The sequence below is a fragment of the Caulobacter flavus genome (assembly GCF_003722335.1).
GTDB classification, from domain to species: Bacteria; Pseudomonadota; Alphaproteobacteria; order Caulobacterales; family Caulobacteraceae; genus Caulobacter; species Caulobacter flavus.
Map to the genome: position 1 here is coordinate 3,722,531 of NZ_CP026100.1, position 12,554 is coordinate 3,735,084.

The following is a 12,554-nucleotide window of genomic DNA, read 5'->3' on the forward strand; positions in this document are numbered from 1 at the left end:
CGTGAACGAGATCAATCCGCTTCTCTGGTTCGGCCTCACGCTCGGCGGCATCCTGCTGGTCGTGATCTGGGTTCTGCTGAGCCTGGCCTTCCTTCTGCTGGCCGACCGCAAGATCTGGGCCGGCGTCCAGATGCGCAAGGGCCCCAACGTCGTCGGCCCCTTCGGCCTGCTTCAGTCGTTCGCCGACTTCGGCAAGTTCGTGCTGAAGGAAATCGTCATCCCGGCCGGCGCCGACAAGGCGATCTTCCTGCTGGCCCCGCTGATCAGCCTGATCCTGGGCTTCATCGGCTGGGCCGTGGTGCCGTTCGCGCCGGGCTGGGTCGTCTCCAACCTGAACGTCGGCATCCTCTACCTGCTGGCGATGAGCTCGCTGGGCGTCTACGGCATCATCATGGGCGGCTGGGCTTCGAACTCGAAGTACCCCTTCCTGGGCGCGCTGCGTTCGGCGGCTCAGATGGTGTCGTACGAAGTCTCGATCGGCCTGATCATCATCACGGTGATCCTGCTGGCCGGCTCGATGAACCTGTCGACCATCGTCGAGCACCAGTCGGGCTGGATCTGGAACTGGAACGTCTTCGGCGGCGGCCTCAAGAACATCGTCCTGCTGCCGGTCATGGTGATCGCCATGGGCATGTTCTACATCTCGGCCCTGGCCGAGACGAACCGGCCCCCGTTCGACCTTCCCGAAGCTGAATCCGAACTCGTGGCCGGCTATCAGGTCGAGTATTCCTCGACCCCGTACCTGCTGTTCATGGTCGCCGAGTACTCGAACATCGTCCTGATGTGCGCCATGATCAACGTGCTGTTCTTCGGCGGCTGGAACCCCGGCTTCCCGACGGACTTCATGGCCACCTGGCCGACGTTCGCGGCCAACCTGCTGCTGGCCTTGGTGTTCTACGCCAAGATCTGCTTCTGGTTCTTCATGTTCGCCATGGCCAAGGCCATCGTGCCCCGCTACCGCTACGACCAACTGATGCGCCTGGGCTGGAAGGTGTTCCTGCCGATGTCGCTGGTGCTGGTCGTGCTGGTGGCCGCCTGGCGCGTCTTCTCGCCGGTGGCGGGATGAGGCGTCCGCTCGTCCTGGCCCTGACGGGGCTGGTCCTGATGTCGACGGGCGCCTGCGCGTCCGTCGCCGAGGACCGCTCCTATTCGCTGGGGCGAGGGATCGTGAACTACGACGAGCTGCGTCGGGCCGGCGACAAGTGCCAGGCCGAAGGCGGATCGTTGCAAGCCAAGATGGACGGGGGAGATCCCGCCCAGCTTTCGAACTACACCTGCGTCATTCCGAAGGTTAAGCGGCCATGATGAGTCGTATCACCCAAGCCGTCAAAGGCGTCGCCCTGCTGGACTTCGCGGGCGCCTTCGGCCTGGCCATGAAGTATCTGGTCGCGCCGAAGAAGACCGTGATCTACCCCAACGAGCGCGGCCCGCAGTCGCCGCGCTTCCGGGGCGAGCACGCCCTGCGCCGCTATCCCAACGGGGAAGAGCGCTGCATCGCGTGCAAGCTGTGCGAGGCCATCTGCCCCGCCCAGGCCATCACCATCGAGGCCGAACCGCGCGAGGACGGCAGCCGCCGCACGACCCGGTACGACATCGACATGGTCAAGTGCATCTACTGCGGCCTGTGCCAGGAGGCCTGCCCGGTGGACGCCATCGTCGAGGGCCCGAACATCGAGTTCGCGGTCGAGACGCGCGAAGAGCTCTACTACGACAAGGAAAAGCTGCTCGACAACGGCGACCGTTGGGAGCGGCTGATCGCGAAGAATCTGGAGTTGGACGCTCCGTACCGCTAAACGGTCGGCGCGAATCCGAGTTGGCGGCGTGCGCTTCGCACGTCGTCGTTATTTGAACTTATCAGGGGAGCACCTGGGCCAATGGCCTTGCAGGCGATAGCTTTCTACTTGCTGGCGTTCGTGACCATTGCGGCGGGTCTTCTCGTCGTTTCGGCCAAGAACCCCGTGCACTCGGTGCTCTTCCTGATCACCGCCTTCTTCTCGGCCGCCGGCCTCTTCGTCCTCTTGGGCGCGGAGTTCCTCGCGATGCTGCTGATCGTCGTCTATGTGGGCGCGGTCGCGGTGCTGTTCCTCTTCGTCGTCATGATGCTCGACATCGACTTCGAAGCGCTTCGGGACGGCTTCGCCCAGTACCTGCCGATCGGCGGTCTGGTGGGCGGCATCCTGACGATCGAGATGATCATGGTCGCCGTCAGCGTGGCCACCAACGGCGCGGCCGCCAAGAACGCCGCTCCGCTGGCGTCGCCGGGCGGTGTCAGCAACACCGAGGCCATCGGCCGGGTGCTCTACACCGACTACATCTTCTTCTTCCAGGCGGCGGGCCTGGTGCTGCTGGTCGCGATGATCGGCGCCATCGTCCTGACCCTGCGTCACAAGCCGGGCGTGAAGCGCCAGGACATCGGCAAGCAGGTCGCCCGCACGCCCAAGACCGGAATGGAACTCGTGCAGATCAAGCCGGGCGAGGGGATCAGCGAATGATCGGCCTTCCGCATTACCTCATCGTCGCCGCCATCCTCTTCACGATCGGCGTCTTCGGGATCTTCGTGAACCGCAAGAACATCATCGTCATCCTGATGTCGATCGAGCTGATCCTGCTGGCGGTGAACATCAACCTGGTCGCCTTCTCGGCCTACCTGCACAACGTGGTGGGCCAGATCTTCGCGATGTTCGTGCTGACCGTGGCCGCCGCCGAGGCGGCCGTCGGCCTCGCCATCCTGGTGACCTTCTTCCGGAACCGCGGCGACATCGCGGTCGACGACGCCAGCATGATGAAGGGCTGACCCAGTGCAATCGCTCGTCACCATTCTCGTCTTCGCCCCGCTGGTGGGCGCGATCATCGCCGGCCTGTTCGGCCGGCGGATCGGCAACGTCGCTTCGCAAGCCGTCACCACGGGCCTGCTGATCCTGGCCTGCGCGCTGTCGTGGGTCACGTTCAGCCAGTGGACCTGGGGCCACATGGAGGCCTTCACGGTCTCGCTGCTGCCCTTCATCCACGTGGGCGACTTCGTCGCCAACTGGGCGATCCGCATCGACGCCCTGTCGGCGACCATGCTGATCGTGGTCACGACCGTCTCGGCGCTCGTGCACATCTATTCCTGGGGCTACATGGCCGAGGACGACAGCAAGCCGCGCTTCTTCGCGTACCTGTCGCTCTTCACCTTCGCCATGCTGTCGCTGGTCACCGCCGCCGACTTCATGCAGCTGTTCTTCGGCTGGGAAGGCGTGGGCCTGGCCTCGTACCTGCTGATCGGCTTCTGGTTCAAGAAGCCATCGGCGAGCGCGGCCGCCATCAAGGCCTTCGTCGTCAACCGCGTTGGCGACTTCGGCTTCGCGCTCGGCATCATGACCGTCTACTGGGCGTTCGGCACGATCAACTTCGCCGAGCTGTTCCCGATGATCCAGGCGGGCGCCGCCCGTAGCTGGCAGTTCGCCGGCCACAGCTGGCCGCTGGTCGACATCGCCTGCTTCCTGCTGTTCATCGGCGCGATGGGCAAGTCGGCGCAGTTCTTCCTGCACACCTGGCTTCCGGACGCCATGGAAGGCCCGACCCCGGTTTCGGCGCTGATCCACGCGGCCACCATGGTGACCGCCGGCGTCTACATGCTGTGCCTGCTGTCGCCGATGTTCGAATACGCCCCGGTGGCCAAGAACATCGTCACGGTGATCGGCGCGGTGACGGCCCTGTTCGCCGCCACGGTCGGCCTGACCCAGAACGACATCAAGCGCGTCATCGCCTACTCGACCTGCTCGCAGCTGGGCTACATGTTCTTCGCGGCCGGCGTGGGCGCCTACCAGGCGGCCATGTTCCACCTGTTCACGCACGCCTTCTTCAAGGCTCTGCTGTTCCTGGGCGCCGGTTCGGTGATCCACGGCATGCACCACGAGCAGGACATGCGTCGCTACGGCGCCCTGGCCAAGATGCTGCCGGTGACCTTCATCGCCATGACGATCGGCACGATCGCCATCACGGGCCTCGGCTTCCCGCCGCTGCACCTGGGCTTCGCCGGCTTCTACTCGAAGGACACCATCATCGAAGCCGCGTTCGCCGCGGGCGGTCACAACCAGATCGCCATGTTCGCCTGGGTGATCGGCGTCCTCGTCGCCGGCCTGACCTCGTTCTACTCGTGGCGCCTGGCCTTCTTCACCTTCAACGGCAAGGCCCGCTGGGGTCATGACGACCACGGCCATGACGCTCACGCCGCTCACGGCCACGACGATCACGCGCACGGCGCGCACGACGATCACGGCCACGACGACCATGGCCACGGCCACGATCACAAGCCGCACGAAAGCCCGTGGGTGATGCTGTTCCCGCTGGTGGTGCTGTCGATCGGCGCGGTCGCCGCCGGCTTCGTCTTCACCGGCTACTTCGTGGGTCACCACGAGGCCGAGTTCTGGCGCGGCGCGATCTACAACGCCCCGACCAACCACGTGCTGCACGAAGCGCACAACGTGGCCGACTGGGTGAAGTGGAGCCCGCTGGTCGCCTCGCTGATCGGCCTGGCCATCGCGGTCTACGTCTACCTGATCCGGGGCAACGAGCGGCTGGGCCTCAAGCTCGCCGAGCGCAACGGCCCGCTGTACGTGTTCTTCTACAACAAGTGGTTCTTCGACGAGCTGTACGACGCCACCTTCGTGCGCGCCGCCAGGTTCCTCGGCGACCTGTTCTGGAAGGGCGGGGACCAGAAGATCATCGATCGCCTGGGTCCCGACGGCGTCAGCGCCGTTTCCTACGCCGTCGGCCGCAAGACGGGCAAAGCCCAGACCGGCTACGTCTACCACTACGCTTTCGTCATGCTGCTCGGCGTCGCCGGCCTGCTGACGTTCGCCCTTTACGCATTCCGTTGAGGACGGATCGATGACCGGCCTGCTCAGCCTTACGACCTTCGCTCCGCTCGTCGGCGTGGCCCTGATCCTGGCGGCTCGCGCCGCCAAGGGCCCGGGCGCCGCCACCGACACCCTGTCCAAGTGGATCGCCCTGGCGACCACCCTGGTCACCTTCGCGCTCGCGCTGGTGCTCACCTTCCAGTTCGACTCCAAGAACCCCGGCTTCCAGTTCGTGGAAGACTTCGCCTGGTTCGCCGGCCTGCACTACCGCATGGGCATCGACGGCATCTCGGTGCTGCTGGTCCTGCTGACCGCCTTCCTGCTGCCGATCTGCATCGTGGCCAGCTGGAAGTCGGTCGAGAAGCGCGTCGTCGAGTACCTGATCGCCTTCCTGGTCCTGGAGACCCTGGTGATCGGCGTGTTCTGCGCGCTGGACCTGGTGCTGTTCTACCTCTTCTTCGAAGGGGGCCTGGTGCCGATGTTCCTGATCATCGGCATCTGGGGCGGCAAGCGCCGGATCTATGCGGCCTACAAGTTCTTCCTCTACACGCTGCTCGGCTCGGTGCTGATGCTGGCGGCCATCCTGGCGATGATCTCGATCGCCGGCACCTCGTCGATCCCCGAGCTGATGAGCTACAAGTTCGCGCCCTGGATCCAGACCTGGCTGTGGCTGGCCTTCTTCGCCTCGTTCGCGGTGAAGATGCCGATGTGGCCGGTGCACACCTGGCTGCCCGACGCCCACGTGGAAGCCCCGACGGCGGGTTCGGTCATCCTGGCCGGCATCCTGCTGAAGATGGGCGGCTACGGCTTCATGCGCTTCAGCATCCCGATGTTCCCGAACGCCTCGGAGATGTTCCAGCCGCTGGTGTTCGCCATGTCGGGCATCGCCATCGTCTACACCTCGCTGGTCGCCTTCCGTCAGACCGACATCAAGAAGCTGATCGCCTACTCGTCGGTGGCCCACATGGGCTTCGTGACCATGGGCATCTTCTCGGGCAACGTCGCCGGCGAGCAGGGCGCGCTGTTCCAGATGATCAGCCACGGGGTGATCTCGGGCGCGCTCTTCCTCTGCGTCGGCGTCGTCTACGACCGCATGCACACCCGCGAGATCGCCTTCTACGGCGGCCTGACCAACCGCATGCCGCACTACGCCTTCGTGTTCCTGCTGTTCACGATGGGCAATGTGGGCCTGCCGGGCACCTCGGGCTTCGTCGGTGAAATCCTGACGATGACCGGCGTCTACCAGGCCTCGACCTGGACGGCTATCGTGTCGGCCACCGGCGTGATCCTGTCGGCGGTGTACGCCCTGACGCTGTACCGCCGCGTCATGTACGGCGAGATCGTCAACCCGGAACTGAAGACGATCACCGACCTCGACAAGCGCGAGATCCTGCTCTTCGTGCCGCTGATCATCATGACCCTGGTGCTCGGCATCTATCCTAATCTTGTGTTCAACCTGACCGCGTCGTCCGTCGACGGGCTCGTCGGCGCCTGGCGCGCCGCCGTGGGCGGGTGAGGGATCCCATGACGTTCTCCGCCAACATCTCCCTCGTCCTCCCCGAGCTGGTCCTCGGCGTTTCGGCCCTGGTCCTGCTGGTCTGGGGCGCCTTCTCCAAGAAGACCACGCCGGTCTTCACGGGCGCCTCGGTGCTGGCGCTGCTGGCCGCCGCCGTCCTGGCGGTGATCGGCCCGCACGGCCACGCCTTCAACGGCGTCTATTCGGCCGACGCCGCCGCCAGCTACGCCAAGGTCGCGATCTTCCTGTTCAGCGCCCTGGCGATCGTGCTGGGCGACCGCTGGCTGGCCGCCCGCGGCGACCATAAGTTCGAGTTCCCGGTCCTGGTCGTATTGTCGGCCGTCGGCATGGGCGTCACCGCCTCGGCCGGCGACCTGATCAGCCTCTATATCGGCGTCGAGCTGCAATCGCTGGCCCTGTACGTCCTGGCGGCCTTCCGCCGCGACGACGCCAAGGCCTCGGAAGCGGGCCTGAAGTACTTCGTGCTGGGCGCCCTGTCGTCGGGCATCCTGCTGTACGGTGCCTCGCTGATCTACGGCTTCGCCGGTTCGACCCGCTTCGCCGACATCGCCGTCGCCTCGCACGGCGCCCACGGCCTGGGCCTGCTGTTCGGCCTGATCTTCGTGATCTGCGGCCTGGCGTTCAAGGTTTCGGCCGCGCCGTTCCACATGTGGACCCCGGACGTCTACGAAGGCGCTCCGACCCCGGTCGTCGGCTTCTTCGCCGCCGCGCCGAAGCTGGCCGCCATGATGATGTTCGCCCGCGTGCTGGGCGACGCCTTCCCCGACGCCGTGGGCCAATGGCGCCAGGTGCTGATCATCGCGGCCCTGCTGTCGGTGTTCGTCGGCGCCTTCGCGGGCCTGGCCCAGACCAACCTCAAGCGCCTGTGGGCCTACTCCTCGATCGCCAACGTCGGCTACGCCCTGCTGGGCGTCGCCACCGGCGGCGAGGTCGGCATCCACTCGATGCTGGTGTTCATGGTGCTCTACATGGTGGACGTCACCGGCTTCTTCGCCTGCCTGCAGGCGCTGAACCGCGACGGCAAGCCGATGGAGACCATCGAGGACATGGCCGGCCTGGTGAAGGAACGTCCGGGCGTGGCCCTGGCCCTGACCGCGTTCTCGCTGTCGGCCCTCGGCCTGCCGCCGTTCTCGGGCTTCTGGGCCAAGTTCTACGTCTTCAAGGCCGCCATGGGCTCGGGCGACGTGCCGCTGCAGTGGGCCGCCGTCCTGGGCCTGGTGGGCAGCGTCGTGGCCGCCTTCTACTACCTTCGTCTGATCAAGACGATGTGGTTCGACGCGCCCGTTGGCGCGGTGGACAAGCCGCAACCGACCGCTCGCGCGATCGGCTTCGCCGCGGCCCTGTTCTCGTTCCCCGTCGTCCTTGCCGCCCTGGTCTGGCTCGACCCCGCCGCAAAGGCGGCGGCGGCCGCCTTCGGCCACCTCTGACGTGACGGGCGGCCCCCCGTTCGACAACGGGGCGGGCAAGGGGCCGCCCGTCGTCGTTCTCGACGAGATCGACTCGACCAACGCCGAGGTCCGCCGCCGCGCAGAAGCGGGGCGGACCGAGCCCGTCTGGATCGTCGGCCTGCGCCAGACCGCGGGCCGCGGCCGCCGGGGCCGCGCCTGGGAGACCGGCGACGGAAACCTGGCCGCCACCCTTCTGCTCACCCTCGACAAGCCGCCGGCCGAAGCCGCCCAGGTGTCGTTCGTCGCCGCCCTGGCGGTGGCCGACCTGCTGGCGGCCTATGTTCCCGAACGCCTGGTCAGCCTGAAATGGCCCAACGACCCGATGGTCGGCGGCCTGAAGATCAGCGGCATCCTCATCGAGTCCGGCAAGTCGCCCGACGGGGGCCTGTGGCTGGCCGTTGGGATCGGCGTCAATCTCGCCCGCAAGCCCATCGACAGCGAGCGCCCCACCACGGCGCTGCCGACCTGGCGCGCCGAGCCGCCGCCGTCGCCCGTCGAGGCGATCCAGGTGCTGGCCGCTTCGTTCGACCGCTGGCTCGACGTCTGGACGCGCCTTGGCTTTCCCGCCATCGCCGACGCCTGGACCGCCAAGGCCCACGGCCTGGGCGAACCCTGCGTCGCCCGGCTCGGTAACGAGACGGTCGAGGGCATAGCCGAGGGCCTGGACGGCGATGGGGCCTTGCGCCTGCGCCTGGCTGACGGCCAACTGCGCCGGATCACCGCCGGCGACGTCTTCTTCGGAGCTTCGTGATGCTGCTGGCCATCGAACAGGGCAACACCAACACCATGTTCGCCATCCACGACGGCCAGTCGTGGATCGCCCAGTGGCGCGCGGCCACCGAGAGCACGCGCACCGCCGACGAGTACGTCGTGTGGCTGTCGCAGCTGATGTCGATGCAGGGCCTGGGCTTCCGCTCGCTGGACGCGTGCATCATCTCCAGCGTCGTGCCGCAGTCGCTGTTCAACCTGCGCAACCTGTCGCGGCGCTATCTTAACGTCGAGCCGCTGGTGATCGGCGAGAACGCCAAGCTGGGCGTCGACATCCGCATCGACAAGCCGTCGGAAGCCGGCGCCGACCGCCTGGTCAACGCCGTGGGCGCCAGCATGGTCTACAAGGGCCCGCTGATCGTGATCGACAGCGGCACGGCCACCACCTTCGACATCGTGGCCGCCGACGGCGCCTTCGAGGGCGGCATCATCGCCCCGGGCATCAACCTCTCCATGCAGGCGCTGCACGAAGCGGCCGCCAAGCTGCCCCGCATCGCCATCCAGCGTCCGGCCAGGATCGTGGGCACCGACACGGTCGGCGCCATGCAGTCGGGCGTTTTCTGGGGCTACATCTCACTCATCGAAGGTCTGGTCTCGCGCATCAAGGAAGAGCGCGGCGAGGCCCTGACCGTGGTCGCCACCGGCGGCGTCGCCTCGCTGTTCGAGGGCGCCACCGACAGCATCGACCACTTCGACCCTGATCTGACCATCCGTGGTCTCCTCGAAATTCACCGCCGCAATACCCACCTAGAGATCGAATGAAAAAGCAAACCAACGACGAGCTCGTCTTCCTGCCGCTGGGCGGGTCGAACGAGATCGGCATGAACTTCAACCTGTACGGCTACGGGCCCGCCGACGACCGCAAGTGGATCGTCGTCGACCTCGGCGTCACCTTCGGCGATCAGACGACGCCGGGCGTCGAGATCATCCTGCCCGACCCCGAGTACATCGTGCCCTATGCCGACGACATTCTCGGCATCGTCCTGACCCACGCGCACGAAGACCACCTGGGCGCCGTCGCCTGGCTGTGGCCGCAGCTGAAGGCGCCGGTCTACGCCACGCCCTTCACCGCGTTCCTGCTGCGCGAGAAGCTGCGCGACGCCAACCTGCTGGACGAGGTCGAGATCATCGAGGTCCCGCTGAGCGGCGCCTTCGACCTCGGCCCCTTCCACCTGGAAATGGTCACCCTGACGCACTCGATCCCCGAGCCCAACGGCCTGGCGATCAAGACCCCTCTGGGCACCGTACTGCACACCGGCGACTGGAAGATCGACCCCGATCCCCAGCTGGGCGCGGCCACCGACGTCGACGCGCTGCGCCGCCTGGGCGACGAGGGCGTGCTGGCCATGGTCTGCGACAGCACCAACGTCTTCGTCGAGGGCGAGTCGGGCTCGGAAGCGGACGTCCGCGTCGAGATGAACAAGCTGATCGCCGGCCTGACCGGCAAGATCGCCGTGGCCTGTTTCGCCTCCAACGTGGCGCGGATGGACACCGTGATCCGCGCCGCCCAGGCCGCCGGCCGCAAGGTCTGCCTGGCCGGGCGCTCGATGCATCGCATGGCCGCGGCCGCCCGCTCGGTGGGCCTGCTGGAGGGGCTGGAGCCGTTCGTCACCGACGACCAGGCCAAGCACATGCCCGAGAACGAGATCCTCTATCTCTGCACCGGCAGCCAGGGCGAGGCGAGGGCGGCCCTGGCGCGCATCGCCGAGGGCAACCACCCGCACGTCAAGCTGTCGTCGGGAGACCACGTGGTGTTCAGCTCGCGCGTGATCCCGGGCAACGAGATCCCGATCCGCAACCTGCAGAACAAGCTGGCCGACCGCGGCGTGCGCCTGCACACCGAGCGCGACACCCCCGGCATCCACGTCTCGGGCCACCCGTGCCGCGACGAGCTGAAGCAGATGTACCAGTGGGCCCGGCCGCAGATCGCCGTGCCGACCCACGGCGAGCGCCGCCACCTGCTCGAGCACGCCGCCTTCGCCAAGGACCTGCAGGTCCCGCACGCCGTCAGCCCGCGCAACGGCGACATGGTGCGCCTGGCGCCCGGTCACCCGGAGATCATCGACGAGGTGCCGGCCGGTCGCCTGTACGTGGACGGCGGCGTCGTGACGCCCGAGAACGGCGAGGCCCTGCGCGAGCGTCGCCACGCAGCGTTCAACGGCGTGCTGGCCGTGTCGATCGTGCTGGACGGTCGCAACAAGATCGTCTCGGGCCCGCAGGTCCGGGGCCTGGGCCTGGCCGGCGACGAGGAATACCCCCTCGACGAGGCGCTGGACGATCTGGCTGAAGAGGCCGAAGAGGCCTTCAAGCGCCTGTCGGGCGACGATCGCGAGATCGACGAGACCATCGAGAACGCCATCTCGCGGGCGGTGAAGAAGGCCGCCTTCCGCATCTGGGAACGCAAGCCGGTCGTGGAGACGACCGTCCTGCGTCTCTAGGAGGTCTATGAACGCGCCCGAGGACGAGAACCGTGTCGTTCGGCGGCTGACCGAGGGGCGCAAGCCGCGCGGCGTTCCCTGGCGTCTCAGGCTGGCCATGCTGTTCACCGACGCATGGCCGGTCGGCGCCCTGCTGGGCGTGCTCTGGATCGTGGGTCTGGTCCAGTTCGTCGTCGAGCGCACCATCGGCTGGCAGGCGGTGGCCATCTACGCCTGCGTCTATCCGCCCGCCTTCAAGGCCGGGGTGTGGTGGACGCCGCTGACCCACCAGTTCCTGCACGGCGGCCTGTTCCACATCCTGATGAACTCCAGCGCGCTCGCGGCCCTGGGGCCGGCGCTGAGCTTCCGGTTCGGCGTCGACCTGAAGGGCGCGGTGCTTTTCTGGCTGTTCTTCGTGCTGTCGGGCGTGGCGGGCGGCCTGACCTTCCTGGCGCTGCAGTGGGGCGGGGCCATGCCGATGCTCGGCGCGTCCGGCGCGATCTGCGGCCTGTGGGGCGCGCTGGCGCGCCTGGACCGCGAGGGGGCGATCGTTCCGATCTGGTCGCGCGGCGTGGGCGTCCAGGTGCGCTCGTTCGTGATCATGAACCTGATCCTGGCGGCCTTGGGCTTCGGCCTGGGCATGCTGTCGGGGCAGGGCGGCGTGCTGGTGGCCTGGGAGGCCCATCTGGGCGGCTTCGTCTTCGGACTGCTGGTCGCGCCGCTGCTTCCGGTGCGCTACCCCTGGCGCGACATGGTCCGCGCCCAGCCCGAGCGCCCTTGACTGCCGTGGCCGGAGGCGCGGTTAGTTGGCCGCCAACTCCGCACCAACCGGGACAGGAACCATGATCGGCAGGCTCAATCACGTCGGCGTCGCCACGCCCTCCATCGACGAGTCGGTGAAGATGTATCGCGAGCTGCTCGGCGCCACCTCGGTCACCGAGAAGTGGGCCATGCCCGAGCAGGGCGTCTGGGTCTGCTTCGTCAACCTGCCCAACAGCCAGATCGAGCTGATCGAGCCCTATGGCGAGGCCTCGCCGATCCACGCCTTCCTCGCCAAGAACCCCAAGGGCGGCCAGCACCATGTCTGCTTCGAGGTCGAGAACATCTACGAGGCGCGCGATTCCCTGGTCGCCAAGGGGGCGACCGTGCTAGGCGAGCCCAGGATCGGCGCCCACGGAACGCTGATCGTCTTCGTTCACCCCAAGGACATGGGCGGCATGCTCGTGGAACTGATGGAAAGCCCCAAGGACGCGCATCACTGATGGGACCGATCACCAGCGTCGCGATCTTCCTGACCATCTGGTGGACGGTGCTGTTCGCCGTGCTGCCGCTGGGCGTGCGCAGCTATCACGAGATGGGAATCGAGCCGCCGCCGGGCGCGGATCCCGGCGCGCCGGTGAACCCGAACCTGAAGCGCAAGTTCTTCACCACCACCTGGATCTCGGCGGTGCTGTTCTCGATTCTCTGGCTGGTGGTGAAGTTCCAGCTGGTCAGCCTGCCGGACCTGCCCTCGACCTACTGAAAACTTTTGCAGGCGCGGGCT

Annotated in this window: 14 protein-coding genes; all 14 read left to right on the plus strand. The window is 67.0% G+C overall.

Annotation, left to right across the window (positions count from 1 at the left end; all coding sequences use genetic code 11):
• The first annotated feature begins 1 nt into the window (after position 1).
• The 14 genes from nuoH (at position 2) to C1707_RS17040 (ending at position 12,533) form a co-directional block, all read left to right on the plus strand.
• Positions 2 to 1,066: an NADH-quinone oxidoreductase subunit NuoH gene (gene nuoH / locus C1707_RS16975; protein WP_101712987.1), complete on the plus strand. Its 1,065-nt coding sequence runs from the start codon at positions 2 to 4 to the stop codon at positions 1,064 to 1,066.
• Positions 1,063 to 1,305: a hypothetical protein gene (locus C1707_RS16980; RefSeq protein ID WP_101712986.1), complete on the plus strand. Its 243-nt coding sequence runs from the start codon at positions 1,063 to 1,065 to the stop codon at positions 1,303 to 1,305. Before nuoH ends, C1707_RS16980 begins: the two co-directional genes overlap by 4 nt.
• Complete coding sequence (nuoI, locus tag C1707_RS16985) at positions 1,302 to 1,793, plus strand: NADH-quinone oxidoreductase subunit NuoI (RefSeq protein WP_058346359.1); 492 nt, start codon at positions 1,302 to 1,304, stop codon at positions 1,791 to 1,793. The genes C1707_RS16980 and nuoI overlap by 4 nt, the downstream gene beginning before the upstream one ends.
• An 81-nt stretch (positions 1,794 to 1,874) precedes the next feature.
• A complete protein-coding gene (locus C1707_RS16990) occupies positions 1,875 to 2,492 on the plus strand; it encodes an NADH-quinone oxidoreductase subunit J (protein ID WP_058346360.1) in 618 nt (205 codons plus the stop codon).
• Complete coding sequence (nuoK, locus tag C1707_RS16995; RefSeq protein WP_058346361.1) at positions 2,489 to 2,794, plus strand: NADH-quinone oxidoreductase subunit NuoK; 306 nt, start codon at positions 2,489 to 2,491, stop codon at positions 2,792 to 2,794. The genes C1707_RS16990 and nuoK overlap by 4 nt, the downstream gene beginning before the upstream one ends.
• 4 nt (positions 2,795 to 2,798) lie before the next feature.
• Positions 2,799 to 4,862, plus strand: a complete 2,064-nt coding sequence (gene nuoL, locus C1707_RS17000; protein ID WP_101712985.1) for an NADH-quinone oxidoreductase subunit L — start codon at positions 2,799 to 2,801, stop codon at positions 4,860 to 4,862.
• A 10-nt stretch (positions 4,863 to 4,872) separates the two neighbouring features.
• Positions 4,873 to 6,357 carry an NADH-quinone oxidoreductase subunit M gene (locus tag C1707_RS17005; RefSeq protein WP_101712984.1) on the plus strand — a complete coding sequence of 495 codons (1,485 nt, stop codon included), beginning with the start codon at positions 4,873 to 4,875 and terminating at the stop codon, positions 6,355 to 6,357.
• Positions 6,358 to 6,365: 8 nt separating this feature from the next.
• The gene (gene nuoN, locus C1707_RS17010) at positions 6,366 to 7,805 is read left to right on the plus strand and encodes an NADH-quinone oxidoreductase subunit NuoN (protein ID WP_101712983.1); all 1,440 of its coding nucleotides are present in this window, start codon (positions 6,366 to 6,368) and stop codon (positions 7,803 to 7,805) included.
• Position 7,806: 1 nt separating this feature from the next.
• Positions 7,807 to 8,577 (plus strand): biotin--[acetyl-CoA-carboxylase] ligase, encoded by a 771-nt coding sequence (locus C1707_RS17015; protein ID WP_101712982.1) that lies wholly within the window; start codon positions 7,807 to 7,809, stop codon positions 8,575 to 8,577.
• Complete coding sequence (locus tag C1707_RS17020) at positions 8,574 to 9,356, plus strand: type III pantothenate kinase (protein ID WP_101712981.1); 783 nt, start codon at positions 8,574 to 8,576, stop codon at positions 9,354 to 9,356. Before C1707_RS17015 ends, C1707_RS17020 begins: the two co-directional genes overlap by 4 nt.
• Complete coding sequence (locus C1707_RS17025) at positions 9,353 to 11,032, plus strand: ribonuclease J (protein ID WP_101712980.1); 1,680 nt, start codon at positions 9,353 to 9,355, stop codon at positions 11,030 to 11,032. The genes C1707_RS17020 and C1707_RS17025 overlap by 4 nt, the downstream gene beginning before the upstream one ends.
• Positions 11,033 to 11,039: 7 nt before the next feature.
• Positions 11,040 to 11,792: a rhomboid family intramembrane serine protease gene (locus C1707_RS17030; RefSeq protein WP_101712979.1), complete on the plus strand. Its 753-nt coding sequence runs from the start codon at positions 11,040 to 11,042 to the stop codon at positions 11,790 to 11,792.
• A gap of 61 nt (positions 11,793 to 11,853) precedes the next feature.
• Positions 11,854 to 12,273 carry a methylmalonyl-CoA epimerase gene (mce, locus tag C1707_RS17035; RefSeq protein ID WP_101712978.1) on the plus strand — a complete coding sequence of 140 codons (420 nt, stop codon included), beginning with the start codon at positions 11,854 to 11,856 and terminating at the stop codon, positions 12,271 to 12,273.
• Positions 12,273 to 12,533: a DUF1467 family protein gene (locus tag C1707_RS17040; RefSeq protein WP_101712977.1), complete on the plus strand. Its 261-nt coding sequence runs from the start codon at positions 12,273 to 12,275 to the stop codon at positions 12,531 to 12,533. Before mce ends, C1707_RS17040 begins: the two co-directional genes overlap by 1 nt.
• Positions 12,534 to 12,554 lie beyond the last annotated feature (21 nt).

What these genes read in the sequence shown, in the direction of transcription:
- C1707_RS17025 (WP_101712980.1), top strand. Translation starts at nt 9,353, where the DNA reads ATGAAAAAGCAAACCAACGACGAGCTCGTCTTCCTGCCGCTGGGCGGG.
- C1707_RS17030 (WP_101712979.1), top strand. Translation starts at nt 11,040, where the DNA reads ATGAACGCGCCCGAGGACGAGAACCGTGTCGTTCGGCGGCTGACCGAG.
- C1707_RS17040 (WP_101712977.1), top strand. Translation starts at nt 12,273, where the DNA reads ATGGGACCGATCACCAGCGTCGCGATCTTCCTGACCATCTGGTGGACG.
- nuoN (WP_101712983.1), top strand. Translation starts at nt 6,366, where the DNA reads ATGACGTTCTCCGCCAACATCTCCCTCGTCCTCCCCGAGCTGGTCCTC.
- C1707_RS16980 (WP_101712986.1), top strand. Translation starts at nt 1,063, where the DNA reads ATGAGGCGTCCGCTCGTCCTGGCCCTGACGGGGCTGGTCCTGATGTCG.
- C1707_RS16990 (WP_058346360.1), top strand. Translation starts at nt 1,875, where the DNA reads ATGGCCTTGCAGGCGATAGCTTTCTACTTGCTGGCGTTCGTGACCATT.
- C1707_RS17005 (WP_101712984.1), top strand. Translation starts at nt 4,873, where the DNA reads ATGACCGGCCTGCTCAGCCTTACGACCTTCGCTCCGCTCGTCGGCGTG.
- nuoK (WP_058346361.1), top strand. Translation starts at nt 2,489, where the DNA reads ATGATCGGCCTTCCGCATTACCTCATCGTCGCCGCCATCCTCTTCACG.
- mce (WP_101712978.1), top strand. Translation starts at nt 11,854, where the DNA reads ATGATCGGCAGGCTCAATCACGTCGGCGTCGCCACGCCCTCCATCGAC.
- nuoI (WP_058346359.1), top strand. Translation starts at nt 1,302, where the DNA reads ATGATGAGTCGTATCACCCAAGCCGTCAAAGGCGTCGCCCTGCTGGAC.